Annotated in this window: 20 protein-coding genes; 7 read left to right on the top strand and 13 right to left on the bottom strand. The window is 40.5% G+C overall.

Annotation, left to right across the window (positions count from 1 at the left end; all coding sequences use genetic code 11):
- The first annotated feature begins 93 nt into the window (after positions 1 to 93).
- Positions 94 to 1,065: an octaprenyl diphosphate synthase gene (gene ispB / locus HJP15_RS10530; RefSeq protein ID WP_054203098.1), complete on the top strand. Its 972-nt coding sequence runs from the start codon at positions 94 to 96 to the stop codon at positions 1,063 to 1,065.
- An 84-nt stretch (positions 1,066 to 1,149) separates the two neighbouring features.
- On the opposite strand, the gene mdh is transcribed toward ispB, so the two are convergent.
- Complete coding sequence (gene mdh, locus HJP15_RS10525) at positions 1,150 to 2,085, bottom strand: malate dehydrogenase (RefSeq protein ID WP_054203097.1); 936 nt, start codon at positions 2,083 to 2,085, stop codon at positions 1,150 to 1,152.
- 217 nt (positions 2,086 to 2,302) lie between these two features.
- Here mdh and argR point away from each other — a divergent pair, with 217 nt between their 5' ends.
- The gene (argR, locus tag HJP15_RS10520) at positions 2,303 to 2,770 is read left to right on the top strand and encodes a transcriptional regulator ArgR (RefSeq protein WP_054454574.1); all 468 of its coding nucleotides are present in this window, start codon (positions 2,303 to 2,305) and stop codon (positions 2,768 to 2,770) included.
- On the opposite strand, the gene HJP15_RS10515 is transcribed toward argR, so the two are convergent.
- From HJP15_RS10515 to ampD, 11 genes are all read right to left on the bottom strand, one after another.
- Positions 2,767 to 3,666, bottom strand: a complete 900-nt coding sequence (locus HJP15_RS10515) for a Dyp-type peroxidase (protein ID WP_054203095.1) — start codon at positions 3,664 to 3,666, stop codon at positions 2,767 to 2,769. The genes argR and HJP15_RS10515 overlap by 4 nt on opposite strands.
- Before the next feature lie 63 nt (positions 3,667 to 3,729).
- The gene (locus tag HJP15_RS10510) at positions 3,730 to 4,779 is read right to left on the bottom strand and encodes an ABC transporter ATP-binding protein (RefSeq protein WP_054454577.1); all 1,050 of its coding nucleotides are present in this window, start codon (positions 4,777 to 4,779) and stop codon (positions 3,730 to 3,732) included.
- On the bottom strand, positions 4,780 to 6,411 hold the full coding sequence (locus HJP15_RS10505; RefSeq protein WP_170173743.1) for an ABC transporter permease: 1,632 nt from the start codon (positions 6,409 to 6,411) through the stop codon (positions 4,780 to 4,782).
- Positions 6,411 to 7,415, bottom strand: a complete 1,005-nt coding sequence (locus HJP15_RS10500; protein ID WP_054203092.1) for a Fe(3+) ABC transporter substrate-binding protein — start codon at positions 7,413 to 7,415, stop codon at positions 6,411 to 6,413. Before HJP15_RS10500 ends, HJP15_RS10505 begins: the two co-directional genes overlap by 1 nt.
- A gap of 1,390 nt (positions 7,416 to 8,805) precedes the next feature.
- Complete coding sequence (locus HJP15_RS10495) at positions 8,806 to 9,495, bottom strand: tRNA-uridine aminocarboxypropyltransferase (RefSeq protein WP_054203091.1); 690 nt, start codon at positions 9,493 to 9,495, stop codon at positions 8,806 to 8,808.
- A gap of 311 nt (positions 9,496 to 9,806) precedes the next feature.
- On the bottom strand, positions 9,807 to 11,234 hold the full coding sequence (gene lpdA, locus HJP15_RS10490) for a dihydrolipoyl dehydrogenase (RefSeq protein WP_054203090.1): 1,428 nt from the start codon (positions 11,232 to 11,234) through the stop codon (positions 9,807 to 9,809).
- A gap of 181 nt (positions 11,235 to 11,415) precedes the next feature.
- Entirely contained in the window at positions 11,416 to 13,323 is a 1,908-nt protein-coding gene (aceF, locus tag HJP15_RS10485) for a pyruvate dehydrogenase complex dihydrolipoyllysine-residue acetyltransferase (RefSeq protein ID WP_170173742.1), read from the bottom strand.
- A 10-nt stretch (positions 13,324 to 13,333) separates the two neighbouring features.
- Positions 13,334 to 16,000, bottom strand: coding sequence for a pyruvate dehydrogenase (acetyl-transferring), homodimeric type (gene aceE, locus HJP15_RS10480; RefSeq protein WP_054203088.1), 2,667 nt, complete (start codon positions 15,998 to 16,000; stop codon positions 13,334 to 13,336).
- A 104-nt stretch (positions 16,001 to 16,104) separates the two neighbouring features.
- On the bottom strand, positions 16,105 to 16,854 hold the full coding sequence (gene pdhR / locus HJP15_RS10475) for a pyruvate dehydrogenase complex transcriptional repressor PdhR (RefSeq protein ID WP_054203087.1): 750 nt from the start codon (positions 16,852 to 16,854) through the stop codon (positions 16,105 to 16,107).
- A gap of 452 nt (positions 16,855 to 17,306) precedes the next feature.
- On the bottom strand, positions 17,307 to 18,158 hold the full coding sequence (gene ampE / locus HJP15_RS10470) for a beta-lactamase regulator AmpE (protein WP_054203086.1): 852 nt from the start codon (positions 18,156 to 18,158) through the stop codon (positions 17,307 to 17,309).
- Positions 18,159 to 18,182: 24 nt separating this feature from the next.
- Positions 18,183 to 18,728 (bottom strand): 1,6-anhydro-N-acetylmuramyl-L-alanine amidase AmpD, encoded by a 546-nt coding sequence (ampD, locus tag HJP15_RS10465; RefSeq protein ID WP_170173741.1) that lies wholly within the window; start codon positions 18,726 to 18,728, stop codon positions 18,183 to 18,185.
- A 283-nt stretch (positions 18,729 to 19,011) separates the two neighbouring features.
- Here ampD and HJP15_RS22200 point away from each other — a divergent pair, with 283 nt between their 5' ends.
- The 4 genes from HJP15_RS22200 (at position 19,012) to HJP15_RS10450 (ending at position 21,962) form a co-directional block, all read left to right on the top strand.
- The gene (locus HJP15_RS22200) at positions 19,012 to 19,134 is read left to right on the top strand and encodes a hypothetical protein (protein ID WP_283242277.1); all 123 of its coding nucleotides are present in this window, start codon (positions 19,012 to 19,014) and stop codon (positions 19,132 to 19,134) included.
- A gap of 585 nt (positions 19,135 to 19,719) precedes the next feature.
- Entirely contained in the window at positions 19,720 to 20,565 is an 846-nt protein-coding gene (nadC, locus tag HJP15_RS10460) for a carboxylating nicotinate-nucleotide diphosphorylase (protein ID WP_170173740.1), read from the top strand.
- 485 nt (positions 20,566 to 21,050) lie between these two features.
- The gene (locus tag HJP15_RS10455) at positions 21,051 to 21,521 is read left to right on the top strand and encodes a pilin (RefSeq protein WP_169328541.1); all 471 of its coding nucleotides are present in this window, start codon (positions 21,051 to 21,053) and stop codon (positions 21,519 to 21,521) included.
- Positions 21,522 to 21,533: 12 nt separating this feature from the next.
- Complete coding sequence (locus HJP15_RS10450) at positions 21,534 to 21,962, top strand: pilin (RefSeq protein ID WP_170173739.1); 429 nt, start codon at positions 21,534 to 21,536, stop codon at positions 21,960 to 21,962.
- On the opposite strand, the gene HJP15_RS10445 is transcribed toward HJP15_RS10450, so the two are convergent.
- Complete coding sequence (locus HJP15_RS10445; protein ID WP_349304622.1) at positions 21,943 to 22,560, bottom strand: fimbrial assembly protein; 618 nt, start codon at positions 22,558 to 22,560, stop codon at positions 21,943 to 21,945. The genes HJP15_RS10450 and HJP15_RS10445 overlap by 20 nt on opposite strands.
- A 143-nt stretch (positions 22,561 to 22,703) precedes the next feature.
- Between HJP15_RS10445 and HJP15_RS10440 the strand changes: the two genes are divergently transcribed.
- Positions 22,704 to 23,930, top strand: coding sequence for a type II secretion system F family protein (locus tag HJP15_RS10440; RefSeq protein WP_169328539.1), 1,227 nt, complete (start codon positions 22,704 to 22,706; stop codon positions 23,928 to 23,930).
- Positions 23,931 to 24,064: the final 134 nt, after the last annotated feature.

The raw sequence follows: 24,064 nt of genomic DNA, 5'->3' as shown, positions 1-24,064 counted from the left end.
GTTTTTTCAGGGAATTGTCACAAAATATCGAGCAAGCGCGTTTTTTGTTGTACAATCGGCTGCGTATACCCATTAAATTTGGCTCGGAGATCAATGGATATAAAAGCTATCCAGGCGTTAATCGAAAACGATATGAATAACGTCAATCAACTTATATATGCGCAAATGCGCTCAGATGTGGCACTTGTCAATCAGCTTGGCTTATATATTGTTAACAGTGGCGGCAAACGCGTTCGTCCTATGTTAGCTATTTTAGCGGCCAAAGCACTTGGCTATGAAGGCAAAGACCATATCACCTTAGCAACCATTGTTGAATTTATTCACACTGCAACACTGCTTCATGACGATGTTGTTGATGAGTCAAACCTACGTCGCGGCACACCAACAGCAAATGCTGAATTTGGTAATGCTGCAAGCGTATTGGTCGGCGACTTTATCTACACTCGCTCATTTCAGCTTATGGTCGGGATTGGTAAAATGCAGGTAATGCAAATACTTGCCGATGCAACGAACGTGATTGCTGAAGGTGAAGTGCTGCAATTAATGAACTGCAATGACCCTGACACCACTGAAGACAGTTATATGCAGGTTATTTACTCTAAGACAGCTAAGTTATTCGAAGCTGCTACAGGGCTTGCTGCAGTCATTACTGAACAAAATGAAAAAACACTTAAAGCACTCAATTTATACGGGATGCATTTAGGTACTGCTTTTCAATTGGTTGATGATGTACTTGATTACAATGCAGATGCAGATCAGTTAGGTAAAAACATTGGTGATGATTTAGCTGAAGGTAAACCAACCCTGCCACTTATCTATGCTATGCAACAAGGTAATGCTGAACAGGTTCAGCTAATTCGTGATGCAATTGAGCACAGTAATGGTATGGAGCACTTAGACGCAATACTCAATACGCTAAATGAAACAAATGCACTCGAGTTCACCATGAATAAAGCAAACGAAGAAGCAGATAAAGCCATTGCTTGTTTATCTGTGTTAGCTGATTCGCCTTATAAAGAAGCCTTAGTTAGCCTAGCCCGTATTGCTGTTGATCGTAGTCACTAAAATTAACAATTTGATTTCGAGCACAAAAAAGCCTGCAATTGCAGGCTTTTTTATTACCGCCAACAGCTGGCGATATAAGCAAGGTTAAGCGTTGATGAAATCAACACCTTCTTGGATGTCTTTTTTCAGCGTATCAAGCATATCGTTTTTAGCTTGTAACTCAAACGCGCTTAGTTCGCCGTAAGAAAGAATCTCTTCTACGCCATTTTTACCTAAACGTACTGGATGAGCGAAGTATTCTGCATCGCCATTTTCAACTGCAACGTATGCATAATCTACAACGTCTTCACCTTGTAGGCCTTTAACTAAAGACATACAAAAACGTGCTGCAGCAGCACCCATTGATAATGTAGCAGAACCACCGCCAGCTTTAGCATTTACTACTTCAGTACCTGCATTTTGGATACGTGGAGTAAGTGCTGCAACTTCTTCATCAGTAAAGCTAACACCTTCAACTTGAGATAAAAGAGGAAGAATAGTTGTGCCTGAGTGACCACCAATTACTGGTACTTTCACAGTTGCAACATCAACACCTTTAAGCTCAGCTACGAACGCTTCAGAACGGATCACATCTAAAGTAGTGATACCGAAAACACGCTTAGCATCGTAAGTACCTGCTTTTTTGAAAACTTCAGCAACAATTGGCACAGTGCCATTTACTGGGTTTGTAATAATACCCACAAGTGCAGTAGGACAATTAGCAACGATACCTTCTGCTAATGTTTTGATGATACCCGCATTTACGTTGAATAAATCAGCACGGTCCATACCAGGCTTACGTGGCATACCCGCAGGGATAAGCACGATATCACAACCCGTTAACGCTTGGTCAAGTGCGTCAGCACCAAAACCAGCAACTTTAACATCTGTTGGGATGTGAGAAAGGTCAACAGCAACACCAGGAACAACTGGAGCAACATCATAAAGTGATAATTCAGAACCAGCTGGTAAACCTGTTTTTAATAATAAAGACAACGCTTGGCCGATACCGCCTGCAGCACCTAATACAGCAACTTTCATTGGAATTCTCCGTAATTTGAGATAGGGAAATATTTGTGGCTCTAAAGATAATGAAATTAATGCCTAAAGACAAATTTATCCTGCTTATTTTGCATATAATTTCGACCATAGTTGTAAACTTTCTTGTTTACAAAGCGCATACGACAAACAACTACTGCATAAATATTCATTTTTGTGTAGAATTTAGCTCATCAAATAACAAGAGCAGAACAGCAACATGCAACCACATGATAAACAAGAAGCACTGGTGAAAGCCTTTAAATCACTTTTAAAAGAAGAGAATTTTGGTTCTCAAGGCGAAATCGTAGACGCTCTAAAAGAGCAAGGTTTTGATAATATCAGCCAGAGTAAAGTATCGCGCATGTTGAGTAAATTTGGCGCCGTACGCACACGTAATGCAAAACAAGAGATGGTATATTGCCTACCCGCTGAAATGGGTGTACCTACAGCAAAAAGCCCATTGCGCCAATTAGTGATTGATATTATGCATAATGAGATGATGATCATTATTCGCACCAGCCCAGGTGCTGCACAATTAATTGCTCGCTTACTCGATTCATTAGGTAAAGCAGATGGTGTTTTGGGTACAATTGCCGGAGACGACACTATTTTTATTGCCCCAGCTAAAATTTCAGAAATTGATGTAACCCTTGAGCGTGTTCGTCTTTTATTTGATACGGTTTAAAGCTGCTTTAAAAAGTTAATTGACGGGGCAAAGAATGCCGACCCCATATCAGCTTGTGTAAAATCAAGCCAATGGTCATAGCATTCGCCCTGCCCTAAACGGCTACGTAACACCTGCTCGAACACCGAGCCAAATGCGCCGCAGCTTATTGCTAATACACCTTGCTCATTTACATCACCGTAAGGCATGCTTTGATTGAGAAGCAACGCTTGACCTTGCTCGTCTTTAAGTTCAGTTCGTACTGCATGACTGGTTTCTAACGGTGGTATGATCAGCGTGTTATCTAATCGCGTACGCCCCATTATTTGCTCTTGCTCATGTAATGATAGATGCTGCCATACACTCAAATCATGCTTATAACGCTGCACATGGATATAACTACCTTGATCTTCAAAGTGCCCCGGCCTGCTAACTAAAGCCGTGATTCGCTTTTGACGACCATGGGGGGTATCCCCCCCGAGTATAAAACCATTAAAGTCGCGCCCATCTAAAAAGCGAAAATTACGTACTTGCTCAACAAGCTCAACATCAGGGGCAAACAATTTAAGTATTTGTAATGCGAACAAATGGTTTACGTCTTCTCTATCTGAACGAATTTGTACAAATAAATCGAACGGCTGTGCCCCCATAACATGATCATTATGCGTAATATTAGGAAAGCTTTGTAGTTGGCTTGGAATGAACTCAGGTAAAACATGTGGCCAATACTGCGCGCCTACAGCTACAAGGCTTGAGAGCATAGATTCTGAAAATTGATCAGCGAACTCGTCTTGAATCACACTGACTCGCTTTAATTTTTTACGCAATGACTCGTCATGACCATCAAATACATTAAAAAATAAATGCAAACCGTGTAGGTTTGCCTCAGCACAAATCCCCGATTGCGCTTGCGCCATGGTATTTCCTTAACTCAAAGTCTCATACACGGCGCTTTTGCTTTAAAATAAAAAGTCACTACTCTAACTAGCGAAAAAGTTTACCGTGTGCGGTTTTATTTTTATTGTAACCTGATCATTCTCTTTAAATGACTGGTCTAATTGAGCTGCAACTTCTATTTCTTGCTGTGCAATCATTACTTTATAAACATAATGGGAGCCAATAAAGCGACTATTGATAATAGTTACTGTATTAATACCCTCCTCACCTATTGAAACCGCGGTTAATAAAAGGTGATGTGGGCGAATATATATCTGACCTAGTTGAGCCTGAGAACCTCGTGCAGCAAATGATTCAACACGCCCGTATGCAGTATTATATTCAGTTGCCGTTAATGCTTCTGCGTCCAAGTATATGCCTTGACCTAGAAACTCTGCAACCACCTTTGAACTCGGAGAGCTAAAAAGTTGCTCAGCGGTGCCCTGTTGAGCAATTTTTCCGCGATGCATCACCGCCAAAGTGTCAGAGAATGCAAATGCTTCCTCTTTTGAGTGTGTAACAAATACTGCAGACACGCGCTGCGCTTTAATAATACGACGGATATCAGCAATTAATTCAAATCGTACTTGGGTATCAATATTTGAAAATGGTTCATCTAATAATAATAAACTAGGTTTATAAGCGAGTGCCCTCGCAATCGCGACTCGCTGCTGCTGGCCGCCAGACAATTGGTGTGGAAAACGTTTAGCACAACCAATTAAATGCACCAATTCAAGCATTTCATCAACACGTTGCTGCTTTTGTGCTTTTGGCATTTTAGCTAACCCAAATGCAATATTATCAGCCACTGTTAAATGTGGGAACAATGCATAATCTTGAAACATCATACCGATATTACGATACTCTGGCGCCAAAAATAACTGCTCATCACTTACCAACTTACCATCAATAAAGACTTTACCTTGCTTGGCTTCTATTAACCCTGCTATTGCTTTTAATGTCGTGGTCTTTCCACAACCACTTGCACCAAGCAAACAAACGATCTCATCTTTGGCGACAGTTAAATCTAGATTTTCAATCACTGCGGTGCCGTTATACTGATACGATAAATTATCTAAGACTAAACTGCTCATTTAACTACGTTGCTCCATTGAGCGATTAACAAAATACAAAGGAATTAACCCTACTACGACTATCGATAACGCTGAAATAGAGGCCAACTCTAATTGCTCATCACTAACGTATTGGAATACATGTGTTGCTAATGTTTCAAAATTAAAAGGCCTTAATAATAAAGCGGCTGGTAACTCTTTCATGCATTCAATAAATACTAGTAACCCTGCGGTTAAAATACCACGACGTAACAACGGTATATGTACCTTGCGCAGAGTTTTACCTTGGCTTTGTCCCATGGATTGACTCGCCATATCAAGCGATGGGCTAATGCGCATAAAACTGGATTCTATTGCACCATGGGCAATGGCATAAAAGCGTACAACGTATGCAAATATAATTGCAAACAAAGTGCCACTTAATAACAGTCCTGGCACAAATCCAAGCGGCTCTAACCACGCATTTAATTTATCATCTAATAAAGTTAGGGGTAATAGTACTGCAATTGCAAGTACGGTACCTGGTAAAGCATACCCGGTACTCGCTAAGCGCCCAGGTATTAACGGGTACTGTTGCTTCGCTATTCGCTGATAAAAAACCACTAACAAACTCAAGACGATGGTAATGATGCTAACAATAGCTGCCACCTTAAAGCTCTGCCATGCATAAAGGAAAAACTGATCACTCCATGCTTGTTCAGCATACGAAATGGCATAACCTACCAACACTGCCACAGGCAGTAAAAACGCAAAAAACAAAATCACACAACAAAATGTAGTTGCACACCAGGCATGCTTCCCTTTAAGGCTATATAGTGCATCACTATTAACCCCTGATTGGCGCTCAAATACGGCTTGATCGCGACGGCTAAAGCGCTCCATCATCAGAGCAATAAATAAAATAAGCAGCATAATGCCTGAAATTTTTGCAGCCGCAGTTAGTGAGTAATACCCTAGCCATGTGTCATACACAGCCGTTGTTAAAGTGCTCACAGCAAAGTAGTTAACAGTAGCAAAATCAGCCATTGTCTCCATACTTATAAGTGCAAGAGCGGCGACAATAGCACCACGAGCAAGCGGCAAGCTCACTTTAAAAAAACTTTGCCTAGGTGATAGACCCATCAATTGACTTGCTTGCACTAATTTAAATGACTGCTCACGCAACGCTGTTTTAAAAATCAAATAAAGGTAAGGATAAAGCACTAAAGCAATCATCATAATCGCGCCGGGTAAGGTACGAATATCAAAAAACCAGTAGTCGTCTGGGGACTGCCAATTAAACCAATCACGCAGCGCTATTTGCACAGGTCCGGCATAATCAAACAAATCAGTATATACATAAGCAATAATGTACGTTGGCATCGCAAGAGGGAGCATTAGTGCCCATTCAAACTGCTTTCGTCCGGGGAAATCACAATAAGCCGTTAACCAACCAAGCGGGAGTGCAATCGCACAGCTGACAACAGCCACTCCAAAAATAAGCACCAAAGTATTGCGGATGTAATCCCATAACACGGTTTCCCAGAGGTGACTAAACACCTCTGAATCCCCCTGTAGAGATTCAAAAAGAAGAAAACACAGCGGGGTTACTAGCACGGTGCCAATAACCCACGCGAAAGATTGCCATCGCGACAACGAAAATTTAAAACTCATTAAAGATCGAACTTCACCTCATCTATTAGCTTAAGCGCTAACGGACGATATTTGCTAATTTCATCAAGTGGCAAGCTATCTTCCTTAAAGCTTCCCCAAGACGCAACTAAACTTGATAATTCAACGCCAGGTTTAACCGGATATTCCATATTAACCGACGCATATGTATTCTGTGCCTTATTGTCGGTCATAAACTCTATAAGTTTCAAGGCATTTTCAGAGTTTTTAGCGTACTTAGTCATAACTACACCAGAAACATTGATATGTGAGCCTCTATTATCTTGATTTGGGAAGTTTATATGTACAGCATCTGCCCATGGTTTTTGTGCTGGGTCTTCAATCATCTTACCAAAGTAGTAACTGTTACCTAACGCGATATCACACAATCCCTCTTTAACGGCCTTAACTTGCCCACGATCATTACCTTGTGGCTTACGCGCTAAGTTTGCTTTAACACCTTCAAGCCATGTTTTTGCTTGTGCTTCACCATGATGCGCAATCATTGATGCGACTAAACCTAGGTTATAAGGGTGTTTACCAGAGCGTGTGCATAACTTACCTTTGTATTTAGGTAAAGCCAACTCTTCGTAACTTAAATGCGGTAGTGCACCAACACGCTCTTTTGATGAATATACATTACGTACGCGTTTGGTTAATGCAATCCATTGGCCTTCAACATCACGAAATTTAGCAGGCACATTGCGGTTGACTGTTTCGCTATTGATTGTTTGAGTTAAATTTAGCTCATCTAATTGTACTAAATCACTAAAATTAGAAGTTAGAACTAAATCAGCTTGGCTATGCTTCCCTTCGCGTTTAACACGTTCAATTAAGCCTTTTTTAGCAAATACCACATTGGTTTTAATACCGGTTTGCTTAGTAAAATCATCTAAGATTGGTTGAATTAAGAATGGTTGACGAAAAGAATAAATATTTACCGCATCATCTGCAAATGCAGGTGCTGCCACGGTTAACCCAACCAAAATTGCTAACGTCTTTTTCATATATCGCTTCCACTTAAATAATAACTATTATCATGAAATAATACCTTTTCTCCATTTAAAGTGCACTCATTAAATATGCCTGACAACCATAATGGAAATTGCGTGTGAGATATCTCTTACGATCGTGCCAGTCATTGAGTATAAAACCTCAGAAAAGCCATCAAAAAACAAACTAAAACATTGAAATTTAAGGGTTATATTTATTTGTCGTTTCAATAGCCATATTTTACATCCGATTTGACCACTATTTTGTTTGCTAAAAGGCTCTATACTTACTTCATCGGTTAAGCAGTTAGGCTTAAATGAGTAAACGGACAAGGAATGATTACTCATAAACCTCGGATTTTAGGTTACGTTAGGAAAAAATGGAATTATGGACAGGCTCAGGATGAGCAACACTATGGATAGTAAATATATGGACAGCATCAAGATGATGCGAAAAGGATTAACAACAGGGCTCGTAAGAGGGTTGTTATACAGGATGTTATAAAAGCGGACGAATGGACAGGCCTTAAGGGTAACGCAATGGAACTGTTAATAAATGGATAGCATCAGGATGATGTGTAATGGATTAACAACAGGGTTCGTAAGAAGGTTGTTTACAGGATGTTGTAAAAACGGATAGACGGACAGGCCTTAAAGGCAACGCAATGGAACTGTTTAATAAATGGATAGCATTAGGATTGATGCATAAAGGACGGGTAATAGATTTTACCGATATGGATGAATGGATACTACTTGGATATAGGCCCGGATAGCCTAAATCACGCAGAACGAATAAGTAACAGCGTGATCACATGGAATTGTAAAGTTTAGGAGTTGATTAAGTTCAATTGCAGGATGCAGAAAATTAGAAGATTCCGCAAGCGCGACTAGAGATAGTTCGCGCTTTTCTTTTGCCTGAATAAAGCTATCAGCTATCAGCTATCAGCTATCAGCTATCAGCTATCAGCTATCAGCTATCAGCTATCAGCTATCAGCTATCAGCTATCAGCTATCAGCTATCAGCTATCAGCTATCAGCTATCAGCTATCAAAAAATACTAAACTATTTTGCTATTGTTATGCATAGCATTTTAATACGGGTTTACTTCTTATTACCCAAGCTACCTCAAAATGCAGTTTCAGTTGGAATTAAAAGCGATTAAGGCAGGCATTGATTGCAAGTCATAATAGTTCTATTATTAAAATCAATCCCTTATAAAAGTAACGCAGTATAAATCGCATTTAAACCAACCTGCTGGGCATTTCACAGACGCTTACTCTCATCGTTGTTACTTCTTAAAAGGGACTACCATTGTTACAAAATAACGCCTTGATATTAAACACCTGTGAAACGCTGAAGTCTGCATCTCGAGGTGGTTTGGGTATACAGCGTTTAAATTTACTCGTTATTGTGGTCGGCCTTTGTTGCGCTTACCTAATAAGTACGCGTCGCGAAACTTCATAAAATGCTGCTCGAGTTTATTAGATGCATCTAATTCACCTGCCAATGCTAATACCATAATAGCCACTTCAGCGGTACCAAGTTGATGAGCGTGAGGGGCAACACGCAGGCGATAATCAGATAGCTTGTCAGCAGTGATCGACAGCACAGGTAAATTATCTAAGTAAGGGCTTTTACGAATCATTTTTTTTGCTTCGCGCCATGTGCCATCTAAAAAGATAAACAAAGGACGTTTATTTGGTTGATGCTCCACCTCGGTAACAACTCGTGCAGGGTTTTCAATATCTGAAGCTGGAAATATCACCATAGGTTGATATTGTGGATCATTTAACAGCGCTAAAAGTTTAAGATCGGGCTCGGTTCTATCCCAACGAAAAGCATAATTGTCAGGAACTATTTCAGCAATCAAACGACCGGTATTAGAAGGTTTAAAACTTTCATTGTGGTACATCAGCATACATACAGCGGCCTCACAGTTTGCCTGCTCTACACCGTCACAAATGCAATAATGCTTTGCAATTAAACATTGCTCACAGCGATCCATTTTGCCGCCACGGGCATTAAACTCCCGACGAGATTCGCTAATTTGCTGCGCGCGCAAGGCAAGTACTGAATTAGAAGAGCGGTTAATCACAAGCTTTATACCTAAAAATTGATCGGCGCGTATTATAGCTAAAGTCAGTGGGAATTGATATCAGCTATCAGCTATCAGCTATCAGCTATCAGCTATCAGCTATCAGCTATCAGCTATCAGCTATCAGCTATCAGCTATCAGCTATCAGCTATCAAAATTTTGCCCAGTTCAGCTTACGTGTCAAGAAGGCCTATCTTTAGCTGACGGCTGACGGCTGACGGCTGACGGCTGACGGCTGACGGCTGACGGGTATAATCAAAACAAAAAACCCAAGCCGAGGCTTGGGTTTTTAAACAATTAACTAAAAGAACTTACTTCTTCTTTTTAACTGCTTTTTTGTTTGGTAAATCAGTGATTGAACCTTCAAAAATCTCAGCTGCTAGTCCGATTGACTCGTTCAATGTTGGGTGAGCGTGAATAGTAAGCGCTAAGTCTTCGCCATCTGCGCCCATTTCAACTGCTAAGCCGATTTCGCCAAGCATTTCGCCTGCGTTAATACCAATCATAGCACCACCGATAACACGGCCACTTTCTTTATCAAAGATCAGCTTAGTTGAACCTTCAGTACGAGCAGATGCAATTGCACGACCTGATGCAGCCCACGGGAATACCGCAGTTTCAATGCTTAGGCCTTGCTCTTTTGCTTCTTTCTCAGTTACACCAACCCACGCGATTTCTGGATCAGTATAGGCAATTGAAGGTATGCATTTAGGATCAAAGAAGTGTTTTTGACCTGAGATAACTTCAGCAGCAACATGACCTTCATGAACCGCTTTATGTGCAAGCATTGGTTGACCAACAATGTCACCAATTGCAAATATGTTGCTAACGTTTGTTTTAAGCTGCTTATCAACATTAATAAAGCCACGCTCATCAACATTAACGCCCGCTTTGTCAGCATCAAGTAATTTACCGTTTGGTGTACGACCAACTGCTACAAGCACTTTGTCATAACGTACTGGCTCTGCTGGTGCATTTTTACCTTCAAACGTTACATAAAGACCATCGTCTTTCGCTTCAACGCCAACAACTTTAGTTGATAACATTACGTTGAACTTTTTGCTCACGTATTTTTGGTAAATCTTAATGATGTCTTTGTCGGCAGCAGGCACTAATTGATCAGCAAACTCTACAACATCGATTGCAGAACCTAATGCACGATACACAGTACCCATTTCAAGACCAATAATACCACCACCTAATACAAGTAGTTTCTCTGGTACATCTTTAAGTTCTAATGCGCCAGTTGAATCAATTACACGGTCATCTTGTGGAATGAAAGGCAAGTTAACAGGCTGAGAACCCGCTGCAATAATAGCATTATCGAACGTGATAGTTGTTGCGCCATCAGCACCTTCAACAGCGATAGTGTTGCTACCAGTGAATTTACCGTAACCGTAAACCACTTTTACTTTACGCATTTTAGCCATGCCGTCTAGGCCACCAGTCAACTGACCGATTACAGAATCTTTCCAAGAACGTACTTGGTCTAAGTCAATTTTTGGTGCACCAAAAGTAACACCATGAGATTCCATTGCTGCTGCATCATCAATTACTTTAGCTACGTGTAAAAGTGCTTTTGAAGGGATACAACCAACATTAAGACATACGCCGCCTAATGTATCGCGAGATTCTACTAATGTAACTTCTAAGCCCAAGTCAGCAGCACGGAAAGCTGCAGAGTAACCACCAGGACCACCGCCTAGTACAACAACTTGAGTTTTTAATTCGTTGCTCATGCTATTACCTTAATTGTTTGAACGGGACACTGCCCTAAAGTTTAACTGCCAAGTTTCTGCAAGGCAGAAAATCAGAGCAGATCTTTGTGCAAAGATTGTATCATTGCAAATGGTAAAAATCCCAGCAAAAAACAACTGGCTGGGATTTGATTCTATTTATTTAGCTACATGCACCAATTGCTTACATTACTAATTGGCGAATATCGCTCATGTAACTTGCAAGAGTGACAGTAAAGCGTGCAGCTAATGCTCCGTCAATCACCCTATGGTCGTATGACATTGAAAGTGGAACCATTAATTTTGGTTCAAACTCTTTGCCATTCCATTTCGGTTTCATTTCAGACTTAGATACACCTAAAATAGCAACTTCTGGCGCGTTTACGATTGGCGTAAAGGCTGTACCACCAATCCCGCCTAAGCTTGAAATTGTAAAACAACCACCTTGCATATCAGACGAAGTTAGTTTGCCGTCACGTGCTTTAACCGATACTTCCATCAGCTCACGCGATAATTCAATGATGCCTTTTTTATCAACATCTTTAAATACTGGCACAACTAAACCGTTAGGTGTATCAACCGCAACACCGATGTTGATGTACTTTTTAAGGATTAAGCTTTCGCCATCATTAGAAAGTGAAGAGTTAAATGTAGGGAACTCAGCAAGTGCTTTTGCTGCTGCTTTCATTACAAATACCAGCGGGGTGATTTTAACACCTAGCTTTTTCTTCTCTGCAAGCGCATTTTGTTCTTTACGGAAGACTTCAAGACTGGTGATATCAGCTTCATCAAACTGAGTAACATGAGGAATTTGCACCCAGTTACGGTGTAAGTTTTTACCCGATAGCTTTTGAATACGAGAAAGTTTCTTCTCTTCAATCTCACCAAATTTAGCAAAATCAACTTTTGGCCATGGAATTAAACCAAGCTCACCGCCGTCAGCATTACCTTTACTTGCAGATAATTGACCTGACTCAACTTGCTTAACTAGGTTTTTCACATAGTTTTGCACGTCTTCTTTAACAACACGACCTTTACGGCCAGAGCCTTTCACGTTTGCAAGGTTGATACCAAACTCACGCGCTAAACGACGTACAACTGGCGATGCATGTGCATACGCGCTGTTGTTTTCAAAGCTTTCATTGCTGGCTTTTGCCGGTGCTGCTTGTGGCGCGGGTGCTGACTCTGCTTTTGCAGGTGCTGGAGCGGCTTTTTCTGCTGGTGCAGATGCAGCAGGTGCACTACCGGCAACTTCAAATACAAAGATAAGTGAACCGGTCGATACTTTATCGCCTGCGGCTACTTTAATCTCTTTAACAGTACCTGCAAACGGTGCTGGTACTTCCATTGCCGCTTTGTCGCCTTCAACGTTTAAGATTGATTGATCTTCAGTAACGCTGTCGCCAACAGCAACCAAAATTTCAGTTACTTCAACTTCATCACCACCAATATCAGGTACGTTTACTTCTTTGCTGCTTGGTGCTGAGCTTTGTACAGGCGCAGACTCTTGTGCTGGCGCTGCTTTTTCTGCTTGCGTAGGTGCAGGTTCACTACCGGCTACTTCAAAAACAAACACAAGTGAGCCTGTTTTTACTTTGTCGCCAGCAGCCACTTTAATTTCTTTAACTGTCCCAGCAAACGGCGCTGGAACTTCCATCGCTGCTTTGTCGCCTTCAACATTTAAGATTGATTGCTCTTCAGTAACAGTGTCACCAACGGCAACCAGGATCTCAGTCACTTCAACTTCATCATCGCCGATATCTGGTACGGTAACTTCTTTAGTCGTTGAGCCTGAAGATGCAGCAGGTGCTGCGTCTTCAGTTTTTGCTTGTTCAGCGGGAGCAGCACTTGATGCTTTCTCTTCGCCTTCAAACAAGAATACTAAAGTCCCCGTAGTGACCGTATCACCAACATTTACTTTAATTTCTTTTACAGTACCGGCTTGTGCAGCGGGTACTTCCATTGAGGCTTTATCACCCTCAACCGTTAGTAATGATTGGTCAACTTCAACTTTGTCACCAACGCTCACTAGAATTTCGGTTACTTCGACTTCATCGCCACCGATATCTGGTACATTAATTTCAATACTCATTGCAAACCTCTTATGCGTACAGTGGATTAAGTTTGTTAGTGTCGATGTTGAACTTTTTAAGTGCCTCAACAACAACTGACTTTTCAACTTCACCACGTTTAGCAAGTTCAGATAACGTAGCAACCACTACGTAGCTGGCGTTAACTTCAAAGTGACGGCGTAAATTCTCACGGCTATCAGAACGACCGTAACCATCCGTACCTAACACTTTATAGTTGCTGCTTGGAATAAACGAACGCGCTTGCTCTGCGTAGTTTTTCATGTAATCCGTTGCGGCAACAGTCACTGAATCATTTAAGACGCTCGTGATGTACGCAGTTTTTTGTTCGCCTTCAGGGTTAAGCATGTTGAAACGTTCAACATCTTGACCTTCGCGCGTTAATTCATTGAATGACGTTACAGAGAATACATCAGATGCAATACCGTAATCTTCACTTAAGATAGCTGCGGCTTTACGTACTTCGGTCATGATAGTACCTGAGCTTAATAACTGTACATTGGCTTTTTTACCCGCGTAGCTTTCAAGCTTGTAGATACCTTTACGAATACCATCTTCAGCACCTTCTGGCATAGCAGGTTGTGCATAGTTTTCGTTCATTAGCGTTAAGTAGTAGTAAATATTTTCTTGATCTTCACCGTACATACGACGAATACCATCTTGGATGATAACCGCAACTTCATACGCATAGGTTGGGTCGTAAGAGATACAGTTAGGCACAGTGTTAGCAAGAATATGGCTGTGACCATCTTCGTGCTGTAAACCTTCGCCATTTAGCGTTGTTCGACCGGCTGTAGCACCTAATAAGAAACCACGTGCTTGTTGGTCACCTGCCATCCATGCCATGTCGCCAACACGTTGGAAACCGAACATTGAATAGTAGATGTAGAATGGGATCATTGGTAAATCGTTAGTGCTGTATGATGTTGCAGCAGCAACCCATGACGACATTGCACCTAACTCATTGATACCTTCTTGCAGTACTTGACCTGATGTAGCTTCTTTATAGTAAGAAACGATATCACGATCTTGTGGTGTATAGTTTTGGCCATGCGGGTTATAAATACCGATTTGACGGAATAAACCTTCCATACCAAACGTACGCGCTTCGTCAGCAATAATTGGTACGATATTTTTACCAATGCCTTTATCTTTTAATAAGATATTAAGTGCACGCACAAAGCCCATCGTGGTAGAAATATCACGTTTTTGCTCATCAAGTAATGGCTTAAATGCTTCTACTTCTGGTAGCTGTAACTTTTCAGTAAAGTTAGGAATACGTTTTGGCGTGTAACCTTTCAATGCATCACGGCGAGCATGTAGGTATTTGTACTCTGGCGAACCTTCTTCAAGTTCTAAATAAGGTAGCTCTGCAAGTTGCTCTTCAGACACTAAATCATCTAAACCTAAGCGTGAACGTAAATGTGCCACATGTGACATGTCCATTTTTTTCACTTGGTGCGCAATATTCTTACCTTCAGCCGCTTCACCCATGCCGTAACCTTTTACAGTTTTAGCAAGGATAACCGTTGGACGATCATTTGTTTGCTCTGCTTTTTTAAATGCAGCGTATAATTTTGATGGTTCATGACCACCACGCTTAAGAGCAAAAATCTCGTCGTCTGTCATGTCAGCAACAAGTGCCGCTGTTTCAGGGTAACGACCAAAGAAATGTTCACGTACGTACGCGCCATTTTTAGCTTTGTATGTTTGATAATCACCATCGATGGTTTCGTTCATCAATTGTAGTAACTTACCGGTAGTATCTTTAGCAAGTAAGATATCCCAACCGCTGCCCCATACTACTTTAATGACGTTCCAGCCAGCGCCTTTAAATAAGCCTTCAAGCTCTTGGATGATTTTACCGTTACCCATTACTGGGCCATCTAAACGCTGTAAATTACAGTTAATTAGGTAACACAGATTATCTAGCTTTTCACGCGCAGCGAAAGAAATAGCACCACGTGATTCTGGCTCGTCCATTTCGCCATCACCTAAAAACGCATATACACGTTGATTTTTAGTGTCTTTCAAGCCACGGCCATCTAAGTACTTTAAGAATCGCGCTTGATAAATAGACGCGATTGGACCTAGGCCCATTGATACTGTAGGGAATTGCCAAAATTCAGGCATTAATTTAGGGTGTGGGTAAGACGGTATGCCTTCACCATCAACTTCTTGACGGAAGTTATCAAGCTGTGCAGCTGATAAACGCCCTTCAACAAATGCACGCGCATAAATACCTGGAGAAATGTGACCTTGGTAATAAACTAAGTCACCGCCATCAACATCATTAGGGGCTTTAAAGAAGTGGTTAAAACACACTTCATAAAACGCAGCCGATGACTGATAAGACGCCATATGGCCGCCTAAGTCGAGGTCTTTTTTCGAAGCACGCAATACAATCATGATTGCGTTCCAACGAATAATAGAACGAATACGGCGCTCAAGGTTTACATCCCCTGGGTAAGCAGGTTCTTGATCAACCGGGATCGTATTAACGTAGTTTGTGTTAATGCCTGTTGGCATATCAACACCGTCTAAACGGGCTTGCTCTAATACTTGCTCAAGTAAAAACTGAGCACGTTCAACACCTTCTTCGCGCACAACTGATTCAAGAGCTTGTAACCACTCTTGTGTTTCTAGCGCGTCTACGTCAATTTTATTGACTTCAGACATATGGAGGTTTCCTTATGTTTAAAATACGAATGTTCTTAATAAGCACTGTGGTATAAAGCGTTGCTATATTACAGTCAGTGCTTGCTTAAATTATGAATCTTTACTTAATTTTGTTTGGTGCGTCTTAAACTACGTTCAATCCGCGAATGCTCTTTGCCCGCTTCCAATAATGCTTCTTCAATGAAAGCTAAGTGAGCATTACTGGCAAGGCGTGCTTGCTCAGGATTCCCTTCAATCACTGCATCCATTAATAAACGACGATGCTGAGCCAACTGCTTACTAATATGCGGTTTTTCTAACAACACCGTTAAATTTTGTAATACATTTTGCTCTAATAGCGCTTGCATGCCACGTACTAAGTGCAATAGCACAACATTATGCGACGCTTCAGCAACACTAAAATGAAACGCATTAATTGCTTTGGCTTTTTGCTGTAAATCAACATCAGCTAAAGCGATATAATCAAAGCTTTGTTTCACTTTCTCAAAGTCGGTGCCAGTACCACGAAGTGCGGCATAATATGCGGCAATTCCTTCTAAGGCATGGCGAAACTCAAGTAAATCAAACTGCGATTCCGGGTGCTTGCTGATCAAATCAAATAATGGATCCGTCAACCCTTCTTCTAGCTGATTTTTTACAAACGTCCCGCCACCTTGGCGACGTGTTACTAAGCCTTTCGCCTCTAGCTTTTGAATTGCTTCACGTAATGAAGGTCGAGATACTTCAAATTGCTTTGCTAATTCACGCTCTGGCGGCAGTTTTTCACCTGGTGCTAATGAGCCCTCAAGAATCATGTTCTCAAGCTGCTCTAAAATAACATCCGATAGTTTTGCTGCTTTAATCTTTAAAGACATTAATGGACGTCCGTAATAGTGATAGGAATGACTTAAAAAATAGTTTTCTACCTGCAACTGGAGCAAAAGGTAAATTGGTCATACCAAATTTGTGCCATACGTTATCAAAAAGCGTGTTTGCTGTCAATTTCACTACGACAGAGCCCTGTAAAGCAGACTAACGCATTTAGCATAAAGATTAAACAGTATGAGGTAAAGCGAGTGTTTGGAAAGGTTTTTTATATCAAATCGAAATGGTCTGACCAGATAATTAAACACTGAGAAGCCGATTATTTACTATCAATAAATACCTAAAAAACTTTTATACATAGAGAATAAATGAGAAGAAGCTGCCAGCTATATACCATCGTAGGAGAGCGCTTTAGCGCCGATTGGCTTTAACACAAAACCTAGAACAATCACGGCTAAAGCCTGTTCCCACAAAACAAATACAACACCTAGCAGCTGTTTCTTTACGCTAAGCCACCAAACAAAGTAAGCAATGCAATTAGCACCAAATAAAACAATACATTTCGTTTTACTAATTTCACCATACACGTAGCTTCATAGGTACAACCAAAGTGCTGCTGCTCAATTTGCTCAGCCGCTAATGCCGTATTGGTTACAACTTTACGATTACTCACAGAAAAGTCGAGTACATAGCGTAACCAACAACTCGTTCCTTTATTGAAGTTACCTATTACTAAATAACCAAAGCTTGCAATTCTCGCAGGTAGCCAATCAAGCCAAAATAATAAAGTATGAATAAGCTTAAACCGTTTTGCATACGCCACGCTATGATCTTCGCGTACTATATCGCCGTAAGTACGCACTAATGCATAGAGTACTGCACCGGGGACACCTAACACTACAAACCAAAAAATCACAGCGCAATAGAAGCGAAAATTGATCCACGCAAGTGTTTGCCCAAAGCTCTCTCCCCCAACTTCATCTTCAGTGCGCTTTTGTCCCATTTGATACGCATACAAAGTAGCAGCCTCACTATCACCACGAGTAAGAGCATTCAAATAAGATTTATATAAAACTCGATGCTTAGCACAGCCAAAACACACAAGCAGTACCACAACATTAACGACTAACTGCCATAATACAAAATCAGAAAAGGTATACACCAACGCACTCGCAATAACTGGCAGTACAAGCCAAATTAAAAACCCATGAGCAGAATTAAACATTCCTTTATCACTGAGTTGCTTTTTAGAACGAGATAAATACCCCTGTGCATAATGACTAATTTGCCAATAATTTGATCGCGCACCAAGGCGCTCTAAAATTAATGCGATAATAATAGAAATTAAAATCATAACGGTCTCTTAGCTTGTCGCTTTTTAAAATAGTCCGGCAAAATAAAACTGCCAATCAAAACTCTCACCAGGATCACTTTTTCGTCCAGGCGCAATATCACAATGTCCAACAATTCGCTCCTGAGTAATCGCTGAATATTTATTAGTCAATGCGTTAGTTAAGGATTGTAATGCATTATATTGGTTTTGGGTATATGGCGTTGTATCAGTCCCTTCAAGCTCAATACCAATACTAAAATCATTACACTGGCTGCGCCCTAAAAATTCAGACCGCCCAGCGTGCCAAGCGCGCTTACTAAAAGGTACGTATTGTACTACCTCACCGCAGCGCTTAATAAAGCAATGTGCAGAGACTCTCAAACCTTGTAAATCACTAAAGCTAGGGTGAGCTTGATGATCAATACACCCCATAAATAAATCATCTACATATGGCGTAGCAAACTGCCCTGCCGGTAAAGAAATATTATGGATGACCAATAAAGAAATACCTTCATCATTCGGGCGCTCATCAAAATATGTGCATGGTCGCTGAATCGCCGTATCAACGACGCCAAAAGAGTTTATTTTCATAATGTATCTGTAAATAAGTACATAGCAAGATGCTAATAGATTTTTAAGCACAATGACAGCAAAGTAATAAAACGTAGCAGCGGGTTTATCCCGCCGCAACAGCCCTTACATTTACGCAGAGTAAACCCACGCCTACATATTGCTAGCACCGCGATCCTGTAGGTCGTCATTCATGGCGATAATGGCTACTTTACCACCGAGAAAACCCAAGTAAAACATCACTTATTTCTTCCCTGTGAACTCAGTGTCATCTGTGGTGAATTAGTCACTTAAAGAACTTTAATTGCGCAAGATAAACCCACGCCGACGTATTACTAACGATCCTGTAGGTCGTCATTTATGGCGACAATGGCTACTTTACCACCGAGAAAACCCAAGTAAAACATCACTTATTTCTTCTCTGTGAACTCAGTGTCCTCCGTGGTGAATTAGTCACTTAAAGAACTTTAATTGCGCAAGATAAACCCACGCCTACGTATTACTAGAAAACGATCCTGTAGGTCGTCATTTATGGCGATAATGGCTACTTTACCACCGAGAAAACCCAAGTAAAACATCACTTATTTCTTCCCTGTGAACTCAGTGTCCTCTGTGGTGAATTAGTCACTTAAAGAACTTTAATTGCGCAAGATAAACCCACGCCTACGTATTGCTAGAAAACGATCCTGTAGGTCGTCATTTATGGCGATAATGGCTACTTTACCACCGAGAAACCAAAGTAAAACATCACTTATTTCTTCCCTGTGAACTCAGTGTCATCTGTGGTGAATTAGTCACTTAAAGAACCTTAATTGCGCAAGATAAACCCACGCCGACGTATTACTAGAAAACGATCCTGTAGGTCGCGTTTTAGCGCGCCAACATTAAAATAACAAACACTGTCGCCATAAATGACGACCTACAATATATGCTGGGCGGCTGATAGTTCTTCTATTCACTCATCAAACCATGTAAAATTTGTGCAATTTCCTAATTATAATGAGCTTTTATAATGTCTATCCCACACAGCCTATTAAGCCAACTCGTTAAACTTGCCCTTGATGAAGATTTAAATTATCAAACTGCTGAGCAAGGCGATATCACTGCGCAATTAATTCCAGCATCACAACAAGCCAATGCAAAAGTGATCACCCGTGAAGACTGCGTTTTTTGTGGTAAAGACATTATTATAGAAGTATTCAGCCAAGTTGATCCAAGCGTCACAGTCAATGTACTGGTAAACGATGGTGATACGGTAAAAGCTAACGACACCCTATTTACAGCATCAGGTTCAGCACGCGCGATTTTAACCGCCGAGCGTACAGCACTTAACTTTGTGCAAACACTCTCAGGCACTGCTACAACAACCGCGCATTACGTAAAAGAGCTCTATGGCACCAATACCCAATTACTTGATACTCGTAAAACGATTCCAGGTATGCGTGCCCTACAAAAATACGCAGTCAAATGTGGTGGCGGGGAAAATCACCGTATAGGCTTATTTGATGCGTTTTTAATTAAAGAAAACCATATAGCCGCCTGTGGTGGTATTGATAAAGCCGTAGCTCAAGCAAAACTAAATCACCCAACTAAACCTGTAGAGGTAGAAGTTGAATCACTTCATGAGCTAGATCAAGCCATTAATGCCGGTGCTGATATTATAATGCTTGATAACTTTAGCGTTGAGCAGATTCAACAAGCGGTTGTAGTTACCAATAAACGCGCCAAATTAGAAGTCTCTGGTAATATGACCTTAGAAACACTACGAACCTACTCACAAGCAGGGGTTGATTTTATCTCCAGTGGCGCACTTACAAAAAACTTACAATCTATCGACTTATCTATGCGTTTCGAGTGAAAATTCTACAAATAAATTATTTAATTTTTACCTAATCCGTTGACAAATTGACCAAAAAAGCATTAAATACGACGAAAGGATTATTTTGTAACAAACTGTTAATTTCAGTATCACTTTTACATTAAAATAGTGATAAAGTAAGCCGCAAGGATGAGCGAAACTCTCCCCAAGCAATACAAAAGCTTTATACAGATGTGTTTTTTATATTCAAAAATCATCTGATAAAAATAATCACTTGTTTTTTGAAATTAGTCTGCGCATAAAACTCTCAGAAAGTTCCTAAAATTCTATGAGTTCAGTGCAAAACAGCTTTCAAAAAGCTATTTTAGTGCTAAAGTAATTCTAAACGCCTATTTCCAATCAATTTTGGGTAGGTATAAGAATTAAAATAATTTTTTAAAAAACCGTAAGATAAACATGCTTTATTAGTTTACTCATAAAGCAACTTAGCTTACAAAAAAATCACTATCCTTTAGGAGAGGAACATGGAAAAAATGACACAACAGAAACAAAAGGGTTTTACCCTAATTGAATTAATGATTGTTATCGCAATCATCGGCATTCTTGCTGCTATCGCTTTACCGCAGTACCAAACATATACTAAAAAAGCCCGTTTTTCTGAGGTTGTACTTGCGGCATCTTCAGCTAAAGGTCTTGTAGATGTATGTTTCCAAACTCGTGGTGCTGGTAGTTTAGCAAATTGTGATACTGCGGCTAAAATCGGTTTAAATACCGCAGGTGCTGCAGCTGGTACTCATGTAGCTAGCGTTGGTGTTACTGGCACTACAGCAGTAATCACAGGTACTGGCGCAGCTACTGTTGATGGTGCTACATACATCTTAACACCAACTGTTGCTACTGGTGCTGGCGTAGGCGGTGCGGCCGGTGCATCTTTAGGTACATTGACTTGGGCTGAAGCTTCAACAAGTACTTGTATCGCTGCAGGTCTTTGTTAATAAATTAGTATAATGAGAAACAAGCTTGGCTTCTCATTAATCGAGCTAATGATTACCATCGCCATTATGGGGATTTTGGTATCATTAGCTTTTCCTGCCTATAATAATCATTATAAACGCGCCAAATTTACTGAAGTCACATTAGCAACAAACTCACTACAGCGCGCAGTGGAAATTTGCTTTTATACCAAAGAAACGCTAAGTAACTGTGATTCTTTTAGTAAAATAGGTGTAAAAAAACCCAATTACCTTGCACCAAACTTTATTGCTAACATTGAAATATCTTATGCAGCTGGGAGTTATAAAATCACCTCTACAGCCAGTAGTGAAGCATCTATATCAAGCGGCGATACTTATATAATGATCGCCACTATAAATTCAAATCAACTCCTATGGGAGTTATCCCCTACAAGTACATGCATTAGCGAAGGGACTTGTTAAACGTAAGCACGTCATTGCTTTTTGTAATATTAATAATGCCATTCTTTGTAATCACTCCACATATAGGTTGACACTCATTCTCAAAGCTTGATAGTTCAAAAAACTCATACATTTCGATAGGTGGTATAGATTTTTTAAGTAAATAGTCATACATTTCTCGTTTTTCACTGCCAACCAATGGTTCATTAAACCTATAGAAGTTCTCAGATACCCCATACTCTCTCGCATCAGATTTTGATACCGCAAAGTACGATGCTTGCCATTTTATAATATAAGCTAAACGCTGCCCATCAATCTGGTTTATTCCGTAGCCTAAAGAAGATAGCTGTAAAAAAATAATCAGAAGTAAGTTAATAATATTTTCTTTTTTTGTTTTGACTGGCGATAACAACCAAAAGCTCAGTATAGGCCCCAATATTAAATCGATAGAAATAATAATTCCCGCAAGCCCTATTAAATCAGTTAGATGATGCCGACCAGCATAAAACCACTGAGAATAGATATAAAAACCAACGGCTGATAATAAAAGCAACCCTAGTATAAAATGTAAACTCGTCCATTTTACTTTTTTTAGATAAATAACATTCACTTTTCCCACAATATCCCTCCCGAAGAATGAGTTAATTAATTTTTGACTATTTAATCAGCTTAAGTTTATCTAATCAATTGTTTAAGACGTTAAAGCTAGCTACTATAGAGTATAATATTTTTATTATTTCCCGAACGTAATTTGGAATAAACATGGCTAAAGAAGCAGAAAGAAAAGGACAAGATACCTTTGAGTGGATCGGCGTAAGCGCTAGAGGAAAAAGGTTAGAAGGCGAAATGCAAGGAACAAGCATTGCTTTAGTTAAAGCTCAATTACGTAAACAAGGTATTACTCCTTCTAAAGTAAAACGCAAAGCCAAACCGTTGTTTGGTGCGCGTATGCAAAAAATAACCCCCAAAGACATTGCCTTGGTAACACGGCAAATTGCTACCATGCTAATGGCAGGAGTGCCCCTCATTCAATCAATCGAAATGATTGGTACAGGGTCAACAAATAAAAGTGTTTCTAAGCTTATGGAAACCATTGGTGACGAAGTGAAAGCTGGTGACCCGCTATCACAGGCTCTACGTAAACACCCGCGTTATTTTGATGATTTATACTGCGACTTAGTCGCCTCTGGCGAACAATCCGGTGCCTTGGATAAAATATTTGATCGTGTAGCGCTTTACAAAGAAAAGTCTGAAGCGCTGAAATCAAAAATTAAAAAAGCCATGTTTTACCCTATTGCGGTGCTAGTTATAGCTCTTATTGTTACCTCTATCTTGCTTATTTTTGTGGTACCACAATTTCAGGATATTTTTGCCGGCTTTGGCGCAGAGCTTCCAGCATTCACTTTAATGGTTATTGGCATATCTGAATTTATGCAAGAGTATTGGTGGGTCATTCTTATAATTATGGTGGCGGCTGGTTACGCTTATAAAGAAGCTTTATTAAAAAGTAAAAAACTGCGTGATGCCAACGACCGTGCAATATTAAAGCTCCCTGTAATTGGTATGATATTAAATAAAGCCGCTGTTGCCCGCTATGCGCGTACGCTTTCGACCACTTTTGCGGCGGGTGTACCGCTAGTTGATGCACTCGACTCCGCTGCTGGTGCTTCAGGTAATGCTGTTTACCGTTATGCTATTTTAGATATTAAAGCCGAGGTAAGCTCAGGCAATCAAATGAACTGGGCAATGCGCAACTCAAAAATATTCCCCGATATGGTTATTCAAATGGTCGCTATTGGTGAAGAATCTGGCTCTTTAGATGGCATGCTTGCAAAAGTTGCCACTATTTATGAGCAAGAAGTTGATGATGCAGTTGATGGCTTATCTAGCCTGCTAGAACCACTCATTATGGCGGTGCTTGGTGTATTAGTCGGTGGTTTAATTATTGCGATGTACTTACCGATTTTCCAACTTGGTGCAGTTATATAAAAGCTGTAAGCTGTAAGCTGTAAGCTGTAAGCTGTAAGCTGTAAGCTGTAAGCTGTAAGCTGTAAGCTGTAAGCTGTAAGCTGTAAGCTGTAAGCTGTAAGCTGTAAGCTGTAAGCTGTAAGCTGTAAGCTGTA

Source organism: Pseudoalteromonas sp. NEC-BIFX-2020_002, assembly GCF_013002825.1.
Taxonomy (GTDB): domain Bacteria; phylum Pseudomonadota; class Gammaproteobacteria; order Enterobacterales; family Alteromonadaceae; genus Pseudoalteromonas; species Pseudoalteromonas neustonica.
Note: the sequence above shows the minus strand (reverse complement) of the source record. Positions and strands in the feature narration are given on the sequence as shown.

Coding starts and splice junctions, on each gene's coding strand:
- ispB (WP_054203098.1), top strand. CDS start 94: ATGGATATAAAAGCTATCCAGGCGTTAATCGAAAACGATATGAATAAC.
- mdh (WP_054203097.1), bottom strand. CDS start 2,085: ATGAAAGTTGCTGTATTAGGTGCTGCAGGCGGTATCGGCCAAGCGTTG.
- argR (WP_054454574.1), top strand. CDS start 2,303: ATGCAACCACATGATAAACAAGAAGCACTGGTGAAAGCCTTTAAATCA.
- HJP15_RS10515 (WP_054203095.1), bottom strand. CDS start 3,666: ATGGCGCAAGCGCAATCGGGGATTTGTGCTGAGGCAAACCTACACGGT.
- HJP15_RS10510 (WP_054454577.1), bottom strand. CDS start 4,779: ATGAGCAGTTTAGTCTTAGATAATTTATCGTATCAGTATAACGGCACC.
- HJP15_RS10505 (WP_170173743.1), bottom strand. CDS start 6,411: ATGAGTTTTAAATTTTCGTTGTCGCGATGGCAATCTTTCGCGTGGGTT.
- HJP15_RS10500 (WP_054203092.1), bottom strand. CDS start 7,415: ATGAAAAAGACGTTAGCAATTTTGGTTGGGTTAACCGTGGCAGCACCT.
- lpdA (WP_054203090.1), bottom strand. CDS start 11,234: ATGAGCAACGAATTAAAAACTCAAGTTGTTGTACTAGGCGGTGGTCCT.
- aceF (WP_170173742.1), bottom strand. CDS start 13,323: ATGAGTATTGAAATTAATGTACCAGATATCGGTGGCGATGAAGTCGAA.
- aceE (WP_054203088.1), bottom strand. CDS start 16,000: ATGTCTGAAGTCAATAAAATTGACGTAGACGCGCTAGAAACACAAGAG.
- pdhR (WP_054203087.1), bottom strand. CDS start 16,854: ATGTCTTTAAAGATTAAAGCAGCAAAACTATCGGATGTTATTTTAGAG.
- ampE (WP_054203086.1), bottom strand. CDS start 18,158: ATGATTTTAATTTCTATTATTATCGCATTAATTTTAGAGCGCCTTGGT.
- ampD (WP_170173741.1), bottom strand. CDS start 18,728: ATGAAAATAAACTCTTTTGGCGTCGTTGATACGGCGATTCAGCGACCA.
- nadC (WP_170173740.1), top strand. CDS start 19,720: ATGTCTATCCCACACAGCCTATTAAGCCAACTCGTTAAACTTGCCCTT.
- HJP15_RS10455 (WP_169328541.1), top strand. CDS start 21,051: ATGGAAAAAATGACACAACAGAAACAAAAGGGTTTTACCCTAATTGAA.
- HJP15_RS10450 (WP_170173739.1), top strand. CDS start 21,534: ATGAGAAACAAGCTTGGCTTCTCATTAATCGAGCTAATGATTACCATC.
- HJP15_RS10440 (WP_169328539.1), top strand. CDS start 22,704: ATGGCTAAAGAAGCAGAAAGAAAAGGACAAGATACCTTTGAGTGGATC.